This is a genomic window from Hungatella effluvii (genome assembly GCF_003201875.1).
In the GTDB taxonomy this organism is placed as follows: Bacteria; Bacillota; Clostridia; order Lachnospirales; family Lachnospiraceae; genus Hungatella; species Hungatella effluvii.
In genome coordinates this window covers 51,730-71,872 of record NZ_QJKD01000026.1, presented here as the reverse complement: position 1 = coordinate 71,872, position 20,143 = coordinate 51,730, and the positions used below count along the sequence as shown (strand labels likewise).

Sequence of the window (20,143 nt, the reverse complement as noted above, 5' to 3'; positions counted from 1 at the left end):
CATTCGTATAGGATTTGGTAATGTAAAAGGATTCTGAGTTTTTTGATCTGGATGTAGTAACCCGCATAAATAATCACCTCAACACCATTATAGCATATATCACTAAATATTACTATATTTTAAAGCAAAAAAGTTGACAAAAAAATAAGCCTGCAATAAGGCTTTGCAGCACTTTTTGATTGATTGATGTGTCAAACGCCCGAATATAAATTATCACCAAATTTCCCGTTCCGGTTCCAATGGCTGCAATTTTCCCGATTGCCTTCCCTTCCTACTCCTGTTATACTCTTCTTTAGACTATTTTTTCCGGAGGATACCGTATGACAACCGATTTAACCGTGGGACTTCCACGAAAAACCCTGTGGCGTTTCCTGCTGCCGATGCTGGTAAGCGTCATGTTTCAGCAGTTTTACAATATCGCGGACAGCATGATCGCCGGACGCTTCGCCGGTGAAGACGCGCTGGCTGCTGTTGGCGCCTCCTATCCGATCACGGTTATCTTCATGGCCTTCGCCACCGGAAGCAATTTAGGCGCATCGGTGGTCGTATCCCGCCTCTTCGGCGCCAGGGACTTCCGCAGAATGAAGACAGCCATTCATACGGCCTTCATTTCCTGCGTCGCTTTAAGCCTCTTTCTGACCGCCTACGGGATCATCTTCTGCGCTCCCATGATGAGATGGATCAAGACGCCTGACAACGTCTTCTCCGACGGCGCCCTGTATCTGCGCATCTACACCTTCGGACTGCTGTTCCTGATCCTTTATAACGTCAGCACCGGAATTTTCACTGCATTTGGAGACTCAAAAACGCCCCTTTGGTTCTTAATCGGCTCCTCTCTGGGCAATATCGTGCTCGACATCTGGTTCGTAGCCGGCTTTCACATGGGCGTCGCCGGTGTCGCGTGGGCCACGTTTCTCGCTCAGGGCGTCTCCTGTATTCTGGCTGTGGTGACCCTCGGTTCACGCCTGAAAAATATGGCCGGAACCGAAAAAGCCGCCATGTTTGACTGGGGACTGTTTAAGCAGATCGCGGCAATCGCAGTCCCCAGCATTATGCAGCAGAGCGTGCTTTCCGTGGGAAATCTGTTCGTCCAGGTCATCGTCAACCACTATGGCTCCGCCGTCATTGCAGGCTACTCCGCGGCCATCAAGCTGAATACCTTCGCCATCACCTCCTTCATGTCCCTGGGAAGCTGTCTGTCCGGCTTTACGGCTCAGAATCTGGGCGCAGGTAAGGGCGGCCGGATCAGGTCCGGATTCCGGGAAGGCGTCCGTCTCTCCCTGATCGCCTCCGTTCCATTTGTGGCCCTCTATTTCCTGTTCAGCAGACAGATTATGGGGCTGTTTCTGGATTCCGGCAGTCAGGAGGCCATAAACGCCGGTGTGATGTTTTTAAAAATCGTATCGCCCCTCTATTTCATGATCTCGATCAAGCTGATGACCGACGGTATTCTGCGCGGCTCCGGAGCCATGTTATATTTTGTGATTGCCACCATCCCCGATCTGATCCTGCGTATTCTGTTCGCCTGCCTGCTGACGCCTCACTTTGGCAGCACTGGAATCTGGATGGCATGGCCGTTCGGATGGACGGCGGCTACTGCGCTCACCATGATTTTTTACAGGAAAATTCTTCCACCTCCACAAAAGGAATCTATTGCCGGAATGGATTGAGCAGAAACTCACATACTAAATGTGGAGGTGATAATATGAGTCCAAAGGAATTAACGTATATTGAAGACGCATTAGGTCATGAAAAGTTTTTGAAGACACAGTGTCAGGAAGCAATCACTAATTTACAGGATCAGGAATTAAAGACCTGTGTGGAACAGATTTCCCAGAAGCATCAGCAGATTTTTGATAATTTCATTAATTTAGTGTAAGGAGGCGCAAACATGGACGACAAGTGTATTATGGAAAACTTACTCCTTACCACCAAAGGAGTGTGTGACTTATACCTGCACGGAACAATTGAGTCATCGACAGCTAATGTTCATCAGACATTTGACTGTGCATTAAACGACAGTCTCTGCATGCAGGATGATATTTACAAGAAGATGTCCGCTAAGGGCTGGTATCCGATGGAACAGGCACCACAGGAAAAGATCACCAAAGTAAAAAACAAATTCGCTGGAATGTAAGATTTCCCAGTACAGCAAAAAGCATTGCCATGAACCCAATTCTCATGGCAATGCTTTCTTTTTCCCATCCGTCTGATAACAGCAATCCCTGTTTTTTCCTCTCATCTTAGCCCAGTACAGCGCCTCATCAGCCTCATGAAACAGATTCTGCGGGTCCAATTCAGAAAGGGTTCTCACACTGTACCCTGCAGACAGAGTCACTATGCCGGCTGCCTGCGACTTCACGTGTTCGACCGCAAGCGTTTCCAGTCTCCCGCGAATATCCTTTAGATAGTTGCTCATCTCTTCTGGCGTCATGTTCTCGCAGATACAGCAGAACTCATCCCCGCCGTACCGGCATGGCGTTATCCGGTCATCGGCCTCTTCCTTCAGACAGAGTGCTACCTTCTTTAATACCATATCACCGCTGTTGTGACCGTAGTAATCGTTATACTCCTTAAAATAATCAATATCCAATATGATGATTCCCAGACTCCCTGAGCCATTCTCCTTCCATGCACGTTCCAGCTGTTCCGTGTAATACCTCCGGTTATAAATGTCACAAAGGCTGTCCATATAGCTGAGCTTCTGAAGGCGGTTCAGCTTCTGCTGGACTTCAAAGGATTCCAGCTTCTCCTTCATAGCCCGGATCTGATTATGGGCCACGGATCCCAGCGCCTCCTTGGAGGCCTGGTAGTACTGTTCATATGCTCCGGCAAGGCACTCCGTCAATCCGAAGGTCTCATAGAAGCGAATCCGGTAATCAATGGCTTCCTGCCTGGCCTGAGGCGACTCCCGTTCCAGATAGCAGCAGAGGGATTCCAGAACCTTCTCAGCCAGCTCCTTCTCCTTCCATTCCAGCAAAAGTACAAGGATGTGGGGATACAGTTCGATAATATCCGTGGCATCCAGAGGGTCCTTTTCCCAGGAAAGATGGCATTTCAAAATCTCGTATGCCTCTTTCTTTTTTCCGAACCAGGCCAGAATAACCGCATTCTGCCACGGTACGGAGGGGTCCTCCCGCAGAAACGGATTATCATCAAGGAGCCGGCTTATATTTTTGCAGTACTCCAGAACCAGATCTCCCGCATTCAAAGCAATGCTGCAATTAACCAGATTCTGAAGCAGAAACAGCTGGTACTGGGCATAGAGTCCTTCCAAATGACTGAATTTCAGATAATCGTATGCGCGCTGGTAATAGGGAAGCGCCATCTCACAGTCCTTTTTATTATGAAAGCTGACCGCAATATTATTATAGAGGCGATACTTCATGAAGCTGTCTCCCAGCGCTTCCGCCAGTTCCAGACTCTTTAAAAAATACTCAAATGCCGTGATATCGTCATGAATATAGCTATAATAAATTCCCGCGAAATTGTACACCTGCATCCGGAGATCCAGAAATTCATGGGAATTGTGGAATTCCAGCGCGGTCTTCAGGGCAGGAGAACAGCCCTCCGTGTCATGCATGAAAATATGGTAATCCAGCAGATACGTGTGGGCGAATCCCACGCCATAGGCGTTATGATGCGCTTCAGAGTATGCCAGAAGCTCCAGACACAGCCGCCGCTCCTCATCCTGATCTTTGAAATGGGCTTCTTTTATTTTCTCTATGCAGTCCTTTATCTTAAATCCGTCTCCCATACTGTCTTCCCCTCTGTGCGGTGTGTCTGCTTTTCTTTTCTCTCTCCATTATATACTTGTTTCCGCTTTGGTTCAATAAAAGTTTCCGGCTTAAATTCTTTCTACATTGGATTAATACCATTTTTGTTCAACTAATTTAAGAAATTTGTATGAATTGATAGATAGTATGTTTTACCGAAAAATGGTATAATAGAAATCGTTACAGAAGCCGGCTGGCAAAGGTACGAAGCCTTAAAACAGCCGCAAAGGGGGACGCCATGAGGGACATCTACATCATTTGTATGGTTATCGGTTTTTTACTGCTCTCGCTGTCTGTTCTGGGTGAATTTCTGGAAAATGTATCCGGAGCGCTGGAGGCATTTCTTAACTTTGATTTTGATATTGACTTAAATTTCCTGCCGATCTCAGGGGTGAGTATCTGTACCGGGCTCATCACATTCGGCGGCATGGGACTTTTGTTTAACAGCCTGATTCCGGCCATCGTGATCGGTTATGCGGCCGCGATGGCGGTACAGATGGTCATAAGGAGGTTGAAAAGGGTGGAAAATGAGGCTATGAATCGTGAGGAGCTTTATCTGTGTGATGGAAAGATCATCAATACTGTTCTGGCAGGTGGCCTGGGAACAGTAGAATTCGATAATATCAAGGGAATTGCCACCACCTTCGTGTGCCGGAGCACGGACGCGTCGGAGGTATTAAAGCAGAATACCGTGGTAAAGCTGGTCGAGTTTGACGGCGAGATCGCCGTGGTTCGGCCCAAAGACGAATTTGCCGGTTATGGCAGTATGGATGATGAATAGAGGCTGTGGTGATTTCTGCCGGTCTTTATACATAAACTTTTACATCACATCACTTCGCTTTCCGTAACCTCATGTCCGCGGTTTTATAACTGCGCATAGGCACAACCGGGAAAAGAAAAGGCGAGAAAAGGAGAACGAAAATGAGCGAACTAATCAACAAGCTAATTCCAATCATCATTATCGTGGCCGCAGTCATTTTGATTATAATGGTGATCATGTCCTGGTGGAAACGTGTACCACAGGATAAGGCGGGCGTCGTAACCGGCATCAAGAAAAAGGTAATTACCGGCGGTGGCGGTATCGTGATTCCCGTCATCAATCGAATCGATTACATATCGCTTAGCGCCTCCAGTCTGGAGATTACGACGGAAGACAGTATGTCCTCCCAGAAAGTACCGATCAACGTAGTCAGCACCGTCGTACTGAAGGTTAAGAACGACACCACCAGCATCTTAAAAGCAATCGAGCGCTTCAACGGCAAGGACATCAAGGAAGTAAAGCTCAATATGGAAGAGATTGCCCGACAGATCCTGGAAGGCAAGCTGCGTGAAGTAGTATCCACACTTTCTGTAGAAGAACTGTACAGCAACCGTGAGAAATTCGCCAACTCCGTACAGGAAGCGGCGGCCACCGAGCTGTCCACCATGGGTCTCGAGATCATGTCTTTCACCATCAAGGATGTGACAGACGAAAATGGCTACATCAAGTCCCTGGGTGTGAAGCAGATCGCCGAGAAGAAGAAAGAAGCAGACATTGCACAGGCTGAGGCAGAGCGTGAGCGTCAGATCAAAGTCAGCGAGGCCCGCCGAGACGGTGAGCAGGCGAAGCTGGCAACCGAGGCGGAGATCAGTGCCGCCAACAAGGAAAAGTTAATCAAGGAACAGGCCTACCAGAAGGAAATCCAGACCTCGAAGGCCCAGGCCGACGTGGCTTACGATATCCAGAAAAACATTACCCAGAAGGATGTCATTCAGACGCAGATGGATGCAGAGCTTCTGCGTCAGGAGCGCCAGAAAGATATCGAGCAGGCCGCCGTACAGGTAGAGATTTCCAAGGAAGTAAAGAACCGCGAGCTGGCGGAGCGTCAGGCAGAGACAGCCAAAGCCTCCTTGCAGGCCACGGTCGTACAGCCGGCTATTGCTGAGAGAGAAAAACAGGCTCAGATCGCCGATTCTGAAAAATATAAGAAAGTGGCGGAAGCCGACGCATCCGCCCAGACCCTTAAGAAACAGGCTGATGCGGAAGCCGAGGCAACGAGAATGAGAGGTCTTGCCACCGCCGAGACGAACGCGATCGCCGAGACGAAAAAAGCAGAGGCAGAGGCCGCTGCGATCCGCATGAAGGCAGAGGCGGAAGCCGCTGCCACCAGAGCCAAACAGCTGGCCGAAGCAGAAGGTATCCGCGCGAAGCAGCTGGCTGAGGCGGAAGGTATCCGCGCGAAGAAGCTGGCTGAGGCAGAAGGTATCAAGGCCGCCCTGTTAGCGGAAGCCGAAGGTATGGAAAAGAAGGCTGAGGCTTACAATAAGTACAATACGGCAGCCATAACAGAGATGATCGTAGGCATCCTTCCGGAGATGGCAGGCAAGATCGCAGAACCGCTCTCCAGAATCGAGAAGATCACCGTGATCGACAGCGGCAGCGGCACCGGAGAAGGCGGCGTTGGAAGTCTGGCAGGCAATGTAGGTTCCGTCCTTGCCAAGACGATCGAGACCGTCAAGGAGACCACAGGTATCGATTTCAAGGAGATCATCGACGCGGATGTGCTGGGCAAGACCACTACAAATATTAATATTAACGGCGGAGGCCAGGAAGACGGCCAAAGCAACATGGAACATGAGATTTCCAATGCGGAGATTGTAGAAGCAGTTCTGGATAAGCGGAATTAGGCTCACAGGCCCTTAATCGCAGTCCTTAGCTGCCGGAGTAAAAAAGGAGCGAGCATATATGGGATTAGATGTGTTTGGAAGAATTAAGGATATCGTATCAGCAAACATCGATGAACTCTTAAGCAAGGCCGAGGATCCGGAGAAGATGGCCGATCAGATGGTAAGGAAGTACGAGGACGCCATCAAGGATCTTTTAGGAAGCACCGCCTCTGTCATGGCTTCTGCCAGGGAAGCAAAGGAAAAAGTGGATGCCTGCGACGCTGAGATCAAGAAGTACGGCACCTACGCAGAACGCGCCCTGCGGGATGGCAATGAGGAGAAAGCCAGACAGGCGATCACGTTAAAGCAGGAGCAGGAGGACTTAAGGCCGACTCTGATGCAGAGTTACGTAACCGTTAAGGTACAGGCGGATAAGGCCGAGGAAGACTACCGGAAGCTGACAGCAGGCTTAGAAAAGACGAAGGCCCGCGCCGAAGCCATGAAAAACACGGTACGCACAGCCAAGGTAAAGAATCAGGCAGGTGAAGTCCAGATGAAGTCTGTGAGCACCGCCGCGGGATTAATGAGCCAGTTTGACCGCATGGAAGAAAAGGCCAACCGGCTGCTTCATGAAGCGGAAGCCAAAGAAGAGCTGACCGGAAGAGGCAGCACGGCCGCGGAACTGGATGCCTTATACGGCGACCAGTCAAAGTCCCGGGTGGATGAGGAGTTGGAAGCGATGAAGAAGGCGCTTGGCGTTACGAACGCAGAAGCTTAAACAGTATCACCATATCAGTAAAAATCCCAGTGCGTCCGACAGGCAAAACTGCCGTCGGCTCGCACCGGGATTTTTCAGTTAAAGATACTTCCACGCTCTCACAATCGCATCTCCCACAAAAGCACTGGTATAGGTGCAGGATAAATCAAAAAATCTTCTGTAAATAACACCTGAGGAAGGGTTCCGTCCTATAATTCCGCCATAGCCATCAGAATCATCTCTCCAGTACTGATTATCCAGGCACCACTCCAGTGCCTTTTCAGCCGCGTTAAAGTATTTATTTTCCCCAGAATACTCATATAACCGATATAATAATCCGCTCCAGTAGGCTGTCCCTTTCTCAGCAATTCCCTGATTTTCCGATCCCTCAGCAAACACAAAGTACCAGCTGCCGTCATCGTTCTGAACCTTCAGCATGGCATCCGCCATTTTTTCCGCCTTCTCCAAATACTGCTTTTCATTCAATAGCTGATAGGAAGAAAGCAGCCCTTCCATGGCCCACCCCATGGCTCTGGTGTGGTAGGAAATCTCCGATACGGATCTGGTGCTCCTGGTCCACATCCGGTTCCACAGACCGTCTTCCCGTTCCAGGCAGTTCAATATCTGAATGATATACTTTTTCCCCCATTCTCTATAAGCGTCTTCCGGCAGCGCGCGATGGAGTTCCGCGATCCCCTTCATACCGAAACCGGCTTCGTCTAGAATCCAATCCTTCCACTCATTGGCAGGCATCATATAATCCTGTTCAATGATATCATCATTGGTCTTTAACAGCCTCGCAGTCTGTTCGACCAGCAGCCTGGTGGCTTCCAGATATTTTTTTTCTCCGGTTTTATGATACAGTGCCATCCAGCCCCAGCCGGCCAGAAACAGCGAATCCGGCGGTGATAAAAAGTCCATGCAGCAGTTTTTAATCCTTAAGTCGTAATCCCTTCTGCAGAATACCAGTCCATAGGCCGGACTGGACGGATCCTCTGTTAACTGGAACCTAAGAGACGCTTCACCGATCTCACAGGCCTTCTGATATAAGAACTCTCTGGAATATTCTCCTGCTATCCCTGGTATTTCGGCTGCTTCCAGCAAGGTGCTGACAGCCGGTCCCCAAGTCCAGATCCATGACGGCTGACGGTATGTTTTTGCGTCATGGTCATAGAAAAGATTCAGTCCCTGAAAATACCGGCTGTCCTTCTTCTTCACCTGATTACGGAGAATATAGTCAACAGACCCCTTTAAAGCCTTTAAATACCGTTCCTTTTTTCCCGATTCACTCTTACGAACCCACGGGTGGTTCTTCATTTGCAGATATTCTTCAAATACTACACTTTTCTCTCCAGTGTCATCACTCCATAATACAATCCTGCCGCTCCAGTCGCTGGACAAAAAAACGATCTTAAACTCCAGGCCCTTATCGACATGACTGTAGCGCTTACGGATTCTGAAATCTTTTACCATAATGTTCTTATCGGCCACGAAATTATTTTCCCAGTGTTCAAGATCAGAGAATGAAACTACTACGGACTCGCTCCCTGAAAGAGTACGCTCCTGCGACTGATTCATCTGGTAGTTTCCGCTTCCCTCCAGTTCCAGTACACCATACATGGAATCATCCATATCAATATCTACCACAGGATACCATATATCCCGCTCCCCCACAGGCTTCTCTGTCGAATCATTGGAAACCAGTTCCTTCTGAAATTCGGCCTGTTCAACCATACTGGCATGATGAGGTGACAGATCCGAATAGCGGGATATACTCTGGTTTCTGCTGCTGACTATATCTAAATAAAGATGGTTATAGTGCCCATCTATCTCATAAGTGATGCTGGTACCTCGATTCATACTATCTGTTTCTCCTTTATATACTCTCTGCCGGCGTACCGCTACTCATCAATCTGCTGCCGTTTTCTGAATTCGGCCGGAGCTACCCCGTAGTACTTCTTAAAATAACGGATAAAGCTCTGCACATTATGGTATCCCAGACGCTCGGCAATATCTTTTACTTTGATTACCGGAATTTCAAATAAAAGCTCTGTGGCTTTCTTCATCCGGACTCCCGTCATATACTCGATAACGGTACATCCGGTCTCCTCCTTAAATATGCTGCTTAAATAGCCGGCGGAAAGATATACCTCATTTGCAATATCCTCTAAAGTCAAATCTCTGTGATAATTGTTCTTTATAAAATCCAGCGTACGGTTCACGCTGTCCGAATACATCTTCTCTGATTTTCCAATATTTTCAAGACATACCTGAATCATCCTGGCAGTTATCATCTCCAGTTCATAAATATTTTCAGCAGAAAACAATTCCAGGAAAACGGCCTTCTCGTTATACTCCTTCGATATGATGGCATCGGCGACTTTTAAATCGCTGAGAAGCCTGTCACAGATCTGAAAATAAATAAACACCGTATATCTGATTTCCACCTGTATGGCCGTCAGTTCTTCGGTAAATATATGAAGGAGTCCAAGTGCCTCCCCTCCATTTCCCTCTTTGATCGCCGAGAGAAGCTGCTGTTCGATCTTCTGCACGGAGGCCGGAACCGCTTTCTCCCGGCGGGGAAGATCACTGATAACAGAGTTCTTTTCTTTAAAGAACTTCCTCTTCAGCTTGTCAATCGTCTCCCAGCAGACCAGGTTGACATTATCTCTGTTTGAGAAATAGCTGCTGACACACCAGGTCGAATTTTTATCCCCCGTCTCCTTTTTCCATTGGTTCAGGCAGTTTAAAAATTCATGGGACTCCAATGAAGTATTGATCAGAAACATCCCCTGAAACACGTTCAAATCCACGTAAATTGCCTCCATGGAATCGGCCTGGATCAGATGAAGCAAGTGTTCCTCCAGTTCATGGAGGTATCCCTTTTCCTCACATTCAACCAACAGCAGGACGTAGTATTTATCACTCATTTTCCGTTTCAGGATACCCAATAGATATTGAAACGCTTCCTCCTCATAATTTTCCACGATCAGCCTGTAGCTCGTTTTCTGAATCATCACCGGCAGGGCTTCCTCATACTTTTTCTGTATCTGCTCCTTCTCTCCCTGCAGGTTATCCACGACACGCTCAATATAGTCATACTCATTCTTCGTCTTAATCTGCTTTACAACTTCAAAATTGGAGATGTGGTCACTCAATTTCTTTAACGGTTTATAAAAATATAGCGAGAAAAAGTAGAGTATCAGGCTCGCCAAAATTACGATTACGACACACATGATAATAATAAAAACAGCAACCTTATCTGCATCACTGGTAATTTGTGAATAATCCTGGAGCCCGATCACGGTAAGTCCCGTTTTTTCTGACAGACTTCTGTAAACGATGGATTCTGAACCGGACTTTAAGTATGATTTCCCTTCGACAGGCTCCCATTTCTCCATGTGTTCCAGGCTCTCAAGGCCGTCATTTGACAGCGCCATCCCATCCTTCGCCAGTAAATACTCTTTAAAGCTCTCATTATTTTTAGAAAATCAAACTATACTTTTTGATTATCTCTTTAGAAGTTCTTATATGCCGGTATAGCCTGTATTTACAGGCTTTCCGGCACTTTTCATATCGGAAGAAGTTTTCAAATATTCTTATATCCCCTCATGTTTCTGCGTTCAAAGGTAGTAGAAAGAGTAGTAAAACCTCTATTTACTACTACGCAATCAGCCGTTCCATTTCCGCCAATGCGCTGTCAGAAGTGGCATGAGCATAATAGTTCAGCGTCATGTTGATGTTGGAATGTCCCATGATATACTGTAATGCTTTCGGGTTCATTCCGGCGTTTGCTAAATTGGTGCAGAACGTATGACGTAAGGTGTGCGGCGTAGTCACTTTCGGTAATGCTTCCTCATGGCACTTGTTGTACTTCTTCACAAGCCCCCGGAACATACTTTCATAGTTTGCCGCTACCTTTGGCAAGCCGTTTCGGTTAAGGAAAAGGAATTTTCCGTAACCGTCGATTACAATAGGCTTTGCCCGTCCTCTGTTTTTCAGCACACGCCCCAACGCTTCATATACGGCTGCGCTCATGCGGATTTGTCTGATACCGCTTTTCGTTTTCGGCGGGTCAACATGATAGCCAATCCCAGAAATTTTGGAAAGTTGGTGGTCTATGTTGATTAGCCTGTTCTCAAAGTCTATATCGGTTTCAGTCAGCCCGCAAAGTTCAGAAATGCGAAGCCCTGTTCCTAACAGTATGATAATCTCGTCATAATACTTCTGATAGACAACATCATTCTGCACAAAGGACAGGAAAGACGCTTCCTGCGTGGGGGATAATGGCACCTTTGGTTCCGTGTTATCTTCTAACACCGTGTTCAACTGGAAGTCAAACGGGTTTTTCCGAATACAATCGTCCTGTATGGCTGTGTAAAAGGCAGCTTTAAGCGAACGCTTGTGGTTGTTGATGGTCTTGAACGAGTAGCCTTTTTCTTTCATTCGCAACGCCCATTCTTTCGCGTCGGACAGCTTCACGTTCTCAATGCTGCAAGCTCCAAGACTATCTTCTTCCAATATCCGCATTAGCTGTTTGCGCCCCCTTGTGGTTCCATGCCGTACATTTGCCCGGTGTCTTATCTGCTTCGCGTAGAGCTGGCAGACAGTCATTTGCTTTCCTATGGGGTCGATACCGTCGTCAAGGTCTTTCTGGATTTCTTTTTCCTTTTCCCGGAGTGAAATATCGTCCCGCTTTCCTGCCGGGGTCTTGTCCGTGGGTACTAACTTCCAAGCATAAACAAATTGCGGCTTTTCAAAGGTATCAGTATATTTGTAAGCATATCTTCCGTCTTTTCTCTGGCTTTCTCCTGTCCGTAAGATACGGTTTTTGTTATCTCGTCTTTTCTCTGACATTTTCGTCATGCTCCTTTCATGACGGAAAAAGCCTTGATATGCCTACATCTATTATAGCATATTCAAGGAAAAATTACATCATATTACGTCCAAAGTATCAATGATTTTTTCAAACTGTTTCCGCTTGATTTGTATTCGGTTGCCGTTCATGATTACCCAACCTGCGGTGGGGTTTTCCTCTGCCAGTTTGCGGAGTTTGTTCTCTCCAATACGGAAATATTTAGACGCTTCCTCAATCGTCAGCGTGTACTTTTCCCAGATAGGCACATCAGCATTAGTCATAAGTTAAGCCCCCTTTCATGGCTATGCTAAAAAGGTTGATAGGTAAAAAGGGCTTTAATCGGACGGCTTTCAGCAAAGCTCCACGGGAATTTCACCCCTGCATGGTTCTCATGCAGCCCTACCCATTGCCTGCGACGCTTCTAACGCTCGGACTGTGGCTGTAAGGGAGTATCATTAGCCTTTCTGTGTGGTCGTCGCCCGCAAGCCGCTGCGCTTGCTTTCCGGCGCGGTGTTGGTCGCTCGTTCCCGGCAAGGGGAAGTCATGGCGCACCCGCCGTATGGCTCGGCACAAAAAGAACGTATCCGATTTGCCCTATGCTGCGCCGCCGTTATCTTGCGTCGCTTTCTTTGTCAAGGTGCTAAGGGGCAGACTGTTAAGAAGCTGAAAGGGGGACGCTTCCAACCGTGGAACGGTTTAGTCTGCCGTAAAGTTCAGGACTGCCAACATGAGTTTTGCTTGCAGACGTTCCTGCAAATCCTCGTCTATGCCATAGTAGATATTACCGTTTTCATCACGGATTTTCCGCATAGACAGGTAGGATATGTAGCTGCGGTAATGCTGCAACACAATTTTCATTGCGTCGGGGTCGCCCTTTGTCGCGGCTAATATGACCGGGTAGGGTAATAAGCCGCGCTCGTTGTCGGTGTTATTACCATTCGTCCCATTCATCAGCGCGTTCCTCCAAATATCGTTTTAGCTGTTCAAAAGAGCTTGTCCGGCGGTACTGTACTGTGCTGCGTGGAATACCTAATTCCTCCGCAATCTCAACGTCTGACTTGTTGACAAAATAGTACAGCAGTACGGCTTTGCGTTTTTCGTCCGGCAAAGTCCGCAAGGCTTCGGCAAGCAACTTCGCGGTAATCTTCAAATCGCCTACACGGAAAGCGTCGTCTTTTTCCTCGTTGGCAAAATATTTGTCAACGGTAAAGAGCTGTCTTTCTTCGTGCGGCGCAAGGTCTGAAAAGATTACCTCTCGTTGCTGCCGACGCTTGCTTTCTTTACAGGCATTGATAAGTTCGTTGCGTAAAGTGTGTTTGCAGTACGCATTAAACTCACAACGGGTCTGCCATTCAAAACGTTCATTGTTCATGTTCTCACCCCCTTTCCTGCCGGGGGCGGCTTATTTATCCCCTTTCGCTGACCTTCCACAACGCTTTGAGGAAAATGCCAAAGAGAAACACAAACTTTTTCAAATTTTTTTCGGACAAAACAAAATGCGCCCGACTGCAAAACGCAATCGGGCGCATATGAAATATAAACAGTATTATAATGATGTGTGTAATCATCTATAAAGCCGGAATATTCCGTGGTGGTGGGCGGGCTTTTTTTGATGAAAAGGTTGTCGGTTTATGTCGATACAAAAGAAACACGGCGATACCTCCTTGATACCGCCGTATCCTTAAATAAGGGCGACTTTAACACACCCTCCGTATTCCATTTTTTCAAAAAAGAAAACGGCGGTTTTGATTGTATTCCAAAACCGCCGTTAGGCTATTAGTATGTTTAGACGCATGAAAAACCTGCCGCCTATACAACGGTTTTTTTTAATTTACCGTTGGCGGTACAAATATTACTGTTGTTTATTCTTCGTCATATGCTTTTAATGCTGCTTCTAATGCGTCAGTTAAGGTTATACCTACAACTGGCAATCCGACTAAAACAGCGCTTTTAACTTCATTCCTGCTTGCTCCTAAGTCTTTCGCGGATTTTACATGAAAATCCAATCCGCTATTCATTCTAATTGCGGAAAGTACAGAAATGTATGCAAGCTCATGTGTTTTTTTATCTAATGCGCTTGATTGAGCCTGTTGCATAACCATGTTCATATACGCCTTGCCAGTTTCTCCGGCTTCTTCCATGAACTTGCTAAATCCATTTGTTACATTTGCCATAATTTGACCTCCGTATTATTTGATTACTACTGGTAAATTCAGACCTATCTTTTTAAAATTCTCTTCTCCTTTTTGGGTCATTATGTAAGTAGTAGAAGTTCCATCTTTCAATTCAATCCATTTTTGCTCAATTAGAAAATTGAAAATGGCAACCCCTAATTTTCCACCCAAATGATCATAACATTTTCTTCCTGTTAATTCATAACTTCGCATGTTTTACCTCCTCATAATATAAGATGCTTACTATTTTCAAAAGTCACGGGTAAGAAATAATTTATTTGTAAAAATTTCTTACAAGCAGTATCACCTTATCAAACCACTCTTGAGATGGCTTTTGACTGGGCATATCGGTATAATAATGCAATATTTTTTGCCTAACTTTCGGGTCGAATACATATCCTGCTTTCTTATAATCAAGAGTTTGTTCCATTACTTCCTGTAACGAATTTCTTGTCTGTAAAAAGTCTATCCATGCTGTACATTTACAGGGATTATTTATATCAAGAAAGCTACAATGCCCTTGAAAAAATGAATCCAAATTCATTCTCGCTCTATATAATAAACCCTTAACCGCTTTAGGGGTTAATTCTAATATTTCTGCGACATCTTTTAATGACATTCCAAACATATCAATCAACGAAAAGGCAAGTCTTTGATTTAATGAAAGTTTTTGTGTCATTGCTAAAAAACAACCATCACGTAATTTACCCACTTCTTCCGTAGTTTGAATTTCATCAAGAGCCAAAGGCTGAACATCTACTAGTAACATACTGTCGCTTTCCAAGTCCTCTATATTTTCTACAAAGCAGACATTTTCGCGCTTTTCTTTTCTTAACATCATACGAAATTCATTAATACAGATTGTGCGTAACCAGTTCTTGATTGCAGAAGTATCGTTTATATCTTGCAGATGTTTCCATGCTTTTATCAAGGTTTCCTGTGCCAAATCCTCGGCATTTTCGGGATTTGCTGACAGTTTCAATGCTAAATTGTAAACATATTGTCCATATTGGCTTACGACACTTTCAATGGTAATAGATTTACTATTAACTTTGTTTTTTAATCTGCCATCTTTGGGTTTTTCAGCGTCCTTTGGTATTAGCCACATACGGCTGATACGGGTAATACCTGGTATCCTATTTTCCTCACAAAGTTTCTGTACTCGCCGTTCTGAAATGCCCCATTTTTTCGCGGCTTCCGGGGTTGAAATATATTCCATTTTGTAACCGTCCTTTCATTTCAAACTCGTATCATAATAAGTATATACGGTCGAACGAATAATAGCAATATAAACGTATAAATAATATGCTCTATTACTATCAATACTATGATATATGTAATCATATCCAAAGCAGAAAGATGAACGGTAAAATGTAATAGGGTGAAAAATATGAAGCAGGACAAAGTGAAGTATGATTTTAAGGCTTTCGGGCAAGCCATAAAAGAAGCAAGAAAGGCAAAGGGCATATCGCGTAACCAGTTAGCGGACAGGCTGAACATTGCGCCGCGCTATATCGCGTCCATTGAGAACAGCGGACAGCACCCAAGCCTACAAATCTTTTATGAGCTTGTCACCTTTTTAGATGTGTCGGTAGACCAGTTCTTTTTTCCGAATGAGGAAACAGACAAATCTACCCAACAGCGGCAGCTCGACAGTCTGCTTGCCGATATGAGCAGCCGGGATTTAATAATTATGACGGCAACTGCAAAGGGAATACAGGAAGCGAACAGCAAGGAAACGGGGGAATAAAATCCTCCGTTTTTTTCATGTGTGCCGCTATTGGAAACGTCGCAAATCGCGGCGTTTTTCTTTTTTTCGGGGAATGTTTGGCAAATCTACATTTTAGGTGTGGAAGTATGTGAAAAGAAGAATAGCAAGCATAGGAAGTGTAGCCACACTTCCGTATTTTGCCCGCCCTCGCCCTGCGGCTTGTCGGCAAAATGCTTGTTGGGAAGTGTCCCAAACCCTCTGAAAACGGAAAGGAGCGATACAATGGCAAACAGGACAAGACCGCTTATACTGCGCGTCCCGGTCAATGAACAGGAACGGGAATTGATAGAGCAGAAAATGAAGCTGATACCCACGAAAAACTTTTCGGCATACGCCCGGAAAATGCTGATTGACGGTTATATCATTCAGATAGACCATAGCGACATTAAGGCTATGACGGCAGAGATACAGAAAATCGGGGTCAACGTCAACCAGATAGCGCGGCGGGCGAACGCCACGGGCAGCGTCTACCAAGAGGACATAGACGAGATTAAGGGGGTGCTTGCGGAGATATGGCGGTTACAAAGATTAAGCCTATTAAAAGCACTCTAAGCAAAGCCCTTGATTATATCCAAAATCCCGAAAAGACAGACGGGAAAATGCTTGTGTCGTCGTTCGGCTGTTCCTATGAAACGGCAGACATTGAATTTGAATATACCTTGTCCCAATCATTGGATAAGGGCAGCAATTTAGCCCACCACCTCATACAGTCCTTTGAGCCGGGGGAAACAACGCCGGAACAAGCCCATGAAATCGGGCGGCAGCTTGCCGACGCTGTAACCAAAGGGCAGCATGAGTATGTTTTGACGACGCACATAGACAAGGGGCATATCCATAACCACATCATTTTCTGTGCTGCTAACTTCGTAGACCACCACAAGTACGTTTCCAACAAACGGACATATTACGGCATACGGAACATGAGCGACAAGCTGTGCCGGGAACATGGCTTGTCCGTCGTCGTTCCGGGCAAAGGCAGCAAGGGGAAAAGCTATGCAGAGTACCAAGCGGAAAAGACGGGGACGAGTTGGAAAGGCAAGCTAAAGATTGCCGTTGACGCGCTCATTCCCCAAGTGGCAGATTTTGAGGAATTATTGCGGCGGTTGGAAGCGTCAGGCTATGAAATCAAGCGGGGCAAATACATATCCTGCCGCGCTCCCGGACAAGAACGGTTTACCCGTTTGAAAACCCTCGGCGCGGACTATACAGAGGAAGCTATCACCGAACGGATAAGCGGCAAGCGCATACGCGCCGCCAAAGCTCCACGGGCAGAGAAAAAGGGCGTGTCCCTGCTGATAGATATTGAAAACAGTATCAAGGCGGGAAAGAGCCGGGGCTATGAGCAATGGGCGAAAATCCACAATCTGAAACAGGCGGCAAAGACGCTCAACTTCCTTACGGAACATCAGATTGAACAGTATTCGGATTTAGTCAGCCGGATTGAGGAAGTCACGGCGGCAAGTGAACAGGCTTCCGACGCACTAAAGAGCATGGAAAAGCGGCTTGCTGATATGGCGTTGCTGATTAAAAATATCACGACATACCAAAAGACAAAGCCCGTTTATGACGCATACCGCAAGGCAAAGAACAAAGGACAGCACCGCGCCGCCTATGAGGGCAGTATCATTCTTCATGAAGCGGCAGCAAAGGCGTTGAAAGCGGCGGGCATATCCGGCAAGCTCCCAAGCGTCGCCGCCCTGCAAGCCGAATATGCAAAGTTCCAAGAACAGCGGGAAACCCTGTACGCTGATTACGGCAAGCTGAAAAAACAGGTCGGGGAATATGACGTTATCAAGAGGAACATTGACAGCATTTTGCGCCAGGACAGAGAGCCGGAACGGGGAAAGGAAGCAGAGCGCGGATAATCGGGACATAGACATTTAGCCTATGGTATGATATGATATTTCCCACAAGATGATTTTACTGTGACATACAAATTAGAAGTTGGAGGAAGAAATAATAATGTCAAATTTAGAAGTGAACATAGAATATATCGAACAACAAACAATATACGGATTGTGGCAAAAGTCAAATGACAGAACTATTTCCAAAGATATAAATGCTCTGTCTAAACAGTATCATGACGTGGTTTCCATGCCGGAGGGAAAGGTGTTACCCTATTTTGTCCTGTCCAGAAATTACAATGAGCAAAGCCACGATTTTGAATTGTTTATTGGCAGTGTGATTGACAAAAGCGGTTTAGAAAGCTACGTCCTTTCAGCCAGCGAGTACGCCAAAATCACAGTAAAGCCTAAATTGGGATTTTTGTGGGGTGCTTCTATTGGAGAGGCAAAACAATATTTCTATACAAAATGGTTGCCCACAAGTTCCTTTGAAGCATTGAATTTGGAATATGAGTATCACACCGAAAAAAGTACAAAAAAGCAACCGACGATTGATATTATCTTTGCCATTCGACGAAAAGCTATCAATTAAAATTAGACAAATTTCAGTTTGTAGAACTGAATAAAACAAAAAGAACCGGGCGCGGCAGCCAATCACTGGCCACCGCGCCCGGTCTTGTTTTGGGTGCTGTTTCCTGCGTCCTGTCACGCGATAGAACGCTGATTTTGAGGGGAAAGGTATCAATCCCTTACCGCTTAATTTTCACACTCGGAAAGCCCCATTATACAAGGGCTTTTTCGCCCCTATTGCGTGACAATAGCCGCTGTTTCCGCTTGCGTTCTGCGGCTTGTCTGCGCTGTATTCGTTTCCGACAGTCCGGGCAGTATTTGACGCTGTTTGAACTTGACGCAAAGGGCGCGCCGCACACTTCACAACGCCGCCTGTCCTCCGGGGCGTAGAGATCTGCATACAGTTCTTTATCAAGGGGCAGGACAGCGGCGCGGAACCACTTGCAGAGCAGGGAAAAGGAAATGGTCTGCGGGCAAACGCACTCGTCGCCGTCGTCCAGAAGAATACAGTTGCCGCAATCATAGTTGCAGCACTCCCGGCGTACAAGGGCGTTCACCCTGCGGCTTTGGGGCGGCGCAAGCCGCCTTACCCCGGTCATACCTCGTCAGCGGCATAAACGGCAAGCTCCGCGTACTCCGCTTCGGTCAGCGCGTCGATTTTGGCAAGGGTGCGGGCGGCAAGCCCCCGCATATCCGGTTCCATGAACGGCAGCGCGGCGTTAATGTTGCCGACAAGTTCCTGTCTGCTGCTGTCGTGGTAGATGTGTAAAAGGTTCATTTCCTCAACGGTAAATCTGTTCATGCTCATACCTCCATATCGTGATGTTTTGATTTTGCCGCCGCCTTTTTCGGGGCGGCTTTGTCTGCGGCAAGCTGCGCCCGGATTGACTGGCGGGGCTTGCGTAAGCCCTTGTCCCGGTTCTCGTCCTTTGGGAGAAAGGCATAAATGCCATGACGTTCTTTCAAGTTGGAAAGGGACAGCTTTTTGAATGGCAGCATGGATAACAGGCGGTCGGTGTCTTTGCTTGACGCAATCGCCGTAAAATACGGCGACAGCTCCACCATGAAATGTGTCTTGTCCGGGCTGTTCGGCTCTTTGAGGTCTTGCAGTTCCGATAAAACGCGCCCGGCTTCCCGCCTTATCCGGCTGTCATGCAGGGCGGCGGTATGTTCCTTAAAGTTCCCCGGCTTCAGCCGTTCCCGGCTGCGCTGCTCCTGCTGAAGCAGGAAGCGCAAAGCGTCGGGGTCATTGGGCTTCGCTTCATAGCGTTCAAACTCCCCAAGCTGCGGGTCGGGATTGCCGTCAAAATACTGCTTCGCGGGCTGTTTCCGTTCCCCCTGTTCATAGATAAGGGTATAGGTGTCTGCGGGCAACGCCTGTTTCATGACGTGCTGAAAATGTTGCCGGAAATCAAGTTCGTAAAGGTTGCCCCTAATTGTCCCGTCCTCTGTGCCGGTAATAGTCACGGCATAGGCAAGGATATGGTCGCGGGTCTGCTCTCCGAAATACCGCCATGTATTGTGCGGGGCGGTGTCTTTCAAAAGAACGTCGCGCTCCCGGCTGCATTGCGTCCCGGACGGGCGGGAAAACCAAAGAAGCGTTTTATCCCCGGCATTTTGGCTTGCCGCTGCTCTTTGTATCATCTCTTTGTCAATCTCAAAATCGCTCTGGTAAAATGCGGTGTTCTCCCGCATGATAGCGTCAAGGGAAGCGATTATATCCACGTTTTCAAACTTGTTCATGCGG

At 46.9% G+C, this 20,143-nt stretch carries 23 protein-coding genes and 1 pseudogene; 10 read left to right on the top strand and 14 right to left on the bottom strand.

All coding sequences use genetic code 11. The annotated features are described in order from the left end of the window. Positions 1–320 precede the first annotated feature (320 nt). The 3 genes from DFR60_RS28375 to DFR60_RS28370 are packed head-to-tail and all read left to right on the top strand — an operon-like array spanning position 321 to position 2,137. Positions 321–1,670, top strand: a complete 1,350-nt coding sequence (locus tag DFR60_RS28375; protein ID WP_110326411.1) for an MATE family efflux transporter — start codon at positions 321–323, stop codon at positions 1,668–1,670. Positions 1,671–1,705: 35 nt separating this feature from the next. Beyond that, the gene (locus tag DFR60_RS30600; RefSeq protein ID WP_002604572.1) at positions 1,706–1,879 is read left to right on the top strand and encodes a hypothetical protein; all 174 of its coding nucleotides are present in this window, start codon (positions 1,706–1,708) and stop codon (positions 1,877–1,879) included. A gap of 12 nt (positions 1,880–1,891) precedes the next feature. Beyond that, complete coding sequence (locus DFR60_RS28370) at positions 1,892–2,137, top strand: spore coat protein (protein WP_025531296.1); 246 nt, start codon at positions 1,892–1,894, stop codon at positions 2,135–2,137. A 42-nt stretch (positions 2,138–2,179) separates the two neighbouring features. On the opposite strand, the gene DFR60_RS28365 is transcribed toward DFR60_RS28370, so the two are convergent. Further along, positions 2,180–3,757, bottom strand: a complete 1,578-nt coding sequence (locus DFR60_RS28365; RefSeq protein WP_110326409.1) for a tetratricopeptide repeat-containing diguanylate cyclase — start codon at positions 3,755–3,757, stop codon at positions 2,180–2,182. 257 nt (positions 3,758–4,014) lie between these two features. On the opposite strand from DFR60_RS28365, the gene DFR60_RS28360 reads away from it, so the two are divergent. From DFR60_RS28360 to DFR60_RS28350, 3 genes are all read left to right on the top strand, one after another. Further along, entirely contained in the window at positions 4,015–4,557 is a 543-nt protein-coding gene (locus DFR60_RS28360) for a hypothetical protein (RefSeq protein WP_055656622.1), read from the top strand. A gap of 140 nt (positions 4,558–4,697) precedes the next feature. Next, positions 4,698–6,443, top strand: a complete 1,746-nt coding sequence (locus DFR60_RS28355; RefSeq protein ID WP_110326407.1) for a flotillin family protein — start codon at positions 4,698–4,700, stop codon at positions 6,441–6,443. 58 nt (positions 6,444–6,501) lie between these two features. After that, on the top strand, positions 6,502–7,200 hold the full coding sequence (locus tag DFR60_RS28350; RefSeq protein ID WP_110326405.1) for a PspA/IM30 family protein: 699 nt from the start codon (positions 6,502–6,504) through the stop codon (positions 7,198–7,200). A gap of 78 nt (positions 7,201–7,278) precedes the next feature. Here the strand turns inward: DFR60_RS28350 and DFR60_RS28345 are convergent, their stop codons facing one another. The 10 genes and pseudogenes from DFR60_RS28345 to DFR60_RS31070 form a co-directional block, all read right to left on the bottom strand. After that, complete coding sequence (locus DFR60_RS28345) at positions 7,279–9,039, bottom strand: glycoside hydrolase family 88 protein (RefSeq protein WP_110326403.1); 1,761 nt, start codon at positions 9,037–9,039, stop codon at positions 7,279–7,281. Positions 9,040–9,080: 41 nt separating this feature from the next. Then, positions 9,081–10,619, bottom strand: coding sequence for a helix-turn-helix transcriptional regulator (locus tag DFR60_RS28340; protein WP_110326401.1), 1,539 nt, complete (start codon positions 10,617–10,619; stop codon positions 9,081–9,083). Positions 10,620–10,842: 223 nt separating this feature from the next. Then, positions 10,843–12,036 carry a site-specific integrase gene (locus DFR60_RS28335; protein ID WP_110326399.1) on the bottom strand — a complete coding sequence of 398 codons (1,194 nt, stop codon included), beginning with the start codon at positions 12,034–12,036 and terminating at the stop codon, positions 10,843–10,845. A 78-nt stretch (positions 12,037–12,114) separates the two neighbouring features. Continuing rightward, positions 12,115–12,318 (bottom strand): excisionase, encoded by a 204-nt coding sequence (locus DFR60_RS28330; RefSeq protein ID WP_110326397.1) that lies wholly within the window; start codon positions 12,316–12,318, stop codon positions 12,115–12,117. Between the two features lie 415 nt (positions 12,319–12,733). Next, positions 12,734–12,988, bottom strand: coding sequence for a helix-turn-helix domain-containing protein (locus tag DFR60_RS28325; RefSeq protein WP_110326395.1), 255 nt, complete (start codon positions 12,986–12,988; stop codon positions 12,734–12,736). Next, positions 12,969–13,409: an RNA polymerase sigma factor gene (locus tag DFR60_RS28320; protein WP_110326393.1), complete on the bottom strand. Its 441-nt coding sequence runs from the start codon at positions 13,407–13,409 to the stop codon at positions 12,969–12,971. The genes DFR60_RS28325 and DFR60_RS28320 overlap by 20 nt, the downstream gene beginning before the upstream one ends. Before the next feature lie 490 nt (positions 13,410–13,899). Beyond that, entirely contained in the window at positions 13,900–14,211 is a 312-nt protein-coding gene (locus DFR60_RS28315; RefSeq protein ID WP_110326391.1) for a carboxymuconolactone decarboxylase family protein, read from the bottom strand. Between the two features lie 15 nt (positions 14,212–14,226). Further along, complete coding sequence (locus DFR60_RS28310) at positions 14,227–14,424, bottom strand: hypothetical protein (protein WP_110326389.1); 198 nt, start codon at positions 14,422–14,424, stop codon at positions 14,227–14,229. Between the two features lie 61 nt (positions 14,425–14,485). Then, positions 14,486–15,241 carry an RNA polymerase sigma factor gene (locus DFR60_RS28305; RefSeq protein ID WP_278321404.1) on the bottom strand — a complete coding sequence of 252 codons (756 nt, stop codon included), beginning with the start codon at positions 15,239–15,241 and terminating at the stop codon, positions 14,486–14,488. A gap of 15 nt (positions 15,242–15,256) precedes the next feature. Next, positions 15,257–15,430: pseudogene (locus DFR60_RS31070) on the bottom strand (helix-turn-helix domain-containing protein); the annotation flags it as partial. 171 nt (positions 15,431–15,601) lie between these two features. On the opposite strand from DFR60_RS31070, the gene DFR60_RS28300 reads away from it, so the two are divergent. The 4 genes from DFR60_RS28300 (at position 15,602) to DFR60_RS28285 (ending at position 18,418) form a co-directional block, all read left to right on the top strand. Beyond that, complete coding sequence (locus tag DFR60_RS28300) at positions 15,602–15,961, top strand: helix-turn-helix transcriptional regulator (protein WP_110326387.1); 360 nt, start codon at positions 15,602–15,604, stop codon at positions 15,959–15,961. A gap of 243 nt (positions 15,962–16,204) precedes the next feature. Next, a complete protein-coding gene (locus tag DFR60_RS28295) occupies positions 16,205–16,534 on the top strand; it encodes a plasmid mobilization protein (protein ID WP_110326385.1) in 330 nt (109 codons plus the stop codon). Continuing rightward, positions 16,495–17,847 carry a relaxase/mobilization nuclease domain-containing protein gene (locus DFR60_RS28290; RefSeq protein WP_110326383.1) on the top strand — a complete coding sequence of 451 codons (1,353 nt, stop codon included), beginning with the start codon at positions 16,495–16,497 and terminating at the stop codon, positions 17,845–17,847. The genes DFR60_RS28295 and DFR60_RS28290 overlap by 40 nt, the downstream gene beginning before the upstream one ends. 97 nt (positions 17,848–17,944) lie before the next feature. Next, positions 17,945–18,418, top strand: coding sequence for an AraC family transcriptional regulator (locus DFR60_RS28285; protein ID WP_110326381.1), 474 nt, complete (start codon positions 17,945–17,947; stop codon positions 18,416–18,418). Positions 18,419–18,608: 190 nt separating this feature from the next. Here the strand turns inward: DFR60_RS28285 and DFR60_RS28280 are convergent, their stop codons facing one another. The 3 genes from DFR60_RS28280 to DFR60_RS28270 are packed head-to-tail and all read right to left on the bottom strand — an operon-like array spanning position 18,609 to position 20,139. Next, positions 18,609–18,995: a cysteine-rich VLP domain-containing protein gene (locus DFR60_RS28280; RefSeq protein WP_110326379.1), complete on the bottom strand. Its 387-nt coding sequence runs from the start codon at positions 18,993–18,995 to the stop codon at positions 18,609–18,611. Beyond that, entirely contained in the window at positions 18,992–19,204 is a 213-nt protein-coding gene (locus DFR60_RS28275; RefSeq protein ID WP_490393327.1) for a transposon-transfer assisting family protein, read from the bottom strand. Before DFR60_RS28275 ends, DFR60_RS28280 begins: the two co-directional genes overlap by 4 nt. Next, entirely contained in the window at positions 19,201–20,139 is a 939-nt protein-coding gene (locus tag DFR60_RS28270) for a hypothetical protein (protein ID WP_110326375.1), read from the bottom strand. Before DFR60_RS28270 ends, DFR60_RS28275 begins: the two co-directional genes overlap by 4 nt. Positions 20,140–20,143 lie beyond the last annotated feature (4 nt).

Excerpts from the sequence above, each read along its gene's own strand:
- DFR60_RS28375 (WP_110326411.1), top strand. The coding sequence starts at position 321 with ATGACAACCGATTTAACCGTGGGACTTCCACGAAAAACCCTGTGGCGT.
- DFR60_RS30600 (WP_002604572.1), top strand. The coding sequence starts at position 1,706 with ATGAGTCCAAAGGAATTAACGTATATTGAAGACGCATTAGGTCATGAA.
- DFR60_RS28370 (WP_025531296.1), top strand. The coding sequence starts at position 1,892 with ATGGACGACAAGTGTATTATGGAAAACTTACTCCTTACCACCAAAGGA.
- DFR60_RS28365 (WP_110326409.1), bottom strand. The coding sequence starts at position 3,757 with ATGGGAGACGGATTTAAGATAAAGGACTGCATAGAGAAAATAAAAGAA.
- DFR60_RS28360 (WP_055656622.1), top strand. The coding sequence starts at position 4,015 with ATGAGGGACATCTACATCATTTGTATGGTTATCGGTTTTTTACTGCTC.
- DFR60_RS28355 (WP_110326407.1), top strand. The coding sequence starts at position 4,698 with ATGAGCGAACTAATCAACAAGCTAATTCCAATCATCATTATCGTGGCC.
- DFR60_RS28350 (WP_110326405.1), top strand. The coding sequence starts at position 6,502 with ATGGGATTAGATGTGTTTGGAAGAATTAAGGATATCGTATCAGCAAAC.
- DFR60_RS28345 (WP_110326403.1), bottom strand. The coding sequence starts at position 9,039 with ATGAATCGAGGTACCAGCATCACTTATGAGATAGATGGGCACTATAAC.
- DFR60_RS28340 (WP_110326401.1), bottom strand. The coding sequence starts at position 10,619 with ATGGCGCTGTCAAATGACGGCCTTGAGAGCCTGGAACACATGGAGAAA.
- DFR60_RS28335 (WP_110326399.1), bottom strand. The coding sequence starts at position 12,036 with ATGTCAGAGAAAAGACGAGATAACAAAAACCGTATCTTACGGACAGGA.
- DFR60_RS28330 (WP_110326397.1), bottom strand. The coding sequence starts at position 12,318 with ATGACTAATGCTGATGTGCCTATCTGGGAAAAGTACACGCTGACGATT.
- DFR60_RS28325 (WP_110326395.1), bottom strand. The coding sequence starts at position 12,988 with ATGAATGGGACGAATGGTAATAACACCGACAACGAGCGCGGCTTATTA.
- DFR60_RS28320 (WP_110326393.1), bottom strand. The coding sequence starts at position 13,409 with ATGAACAATGAACGTTTTGAATGGCAGACCCGTTGTGAGTTTAATGCG.
- DFR60_RS28315 (WP_110326391.1), bottom strand. The coding sequence starts at position 14,211 with ATGGCAAATGTAACAAATGGATTTAGCAAGTTCATGGAAGAAGCCGGA.
- DFR60_RS28310 (WP_110326389.1), bottom strand. The coding sequence starts at position 14,424 with ATGCGAAGTTATGAATTAACAGGAAGAAAATGTTATGATCATTTGGGT.
- DFR60_RS28300 (WP_110326387.1), top strand. The coding sequence starts at position 15,602 with ATGAAGCAGGACAAAGTGAAGTATGATTTTAAGGCTTTCGGGCAAGCC.
- DFR60_RS28295 (WP_110326385.1), top strand. The coding sequence starts at position 16,205 with ATGGCAAACAGGACAAGACCGCTTATACTGCGCGTCCCGGTCAATGAA.
- DFR60_RS28290 (WP_110326383.1), top strand. The coding sequence starts at position 16,495 with ATGGCGGTTACAAAGATTAAGCCTATTAAAAGCACTCTAAGCAAAGCC.
- DFR60_RS28285 (WP_110326381.1), top strand. The coding sequence starts at position 17,945 with ATGTCAAATTTAGAAGTGAACATAGAATATATCGAACAACAAACAATA.
- DFR60_RS28280 (WP_110326379.1), bottom strand. The coding sequence starts at position 18,995 with ATGACCGGGGTAAGGCGGCTTGCGCCGCCCCAAAGCCGCAGGGTGAAC.
- DFR60_RS28275 (WP_490393327.1), bottom strand. The coding sequence starts at position 19,204 with ATGAGCATGAACAGATTTACCGTTGAGGAAATGAACCTTTTACACATC.
- DFR60_RS28270 (WP_110326375.1), bottom strand. The coding sequence starts at position 20,139 with ATGAACAAGTTTGAAAACGTGGATATAATCGCTTCCCTTGACGCTATC.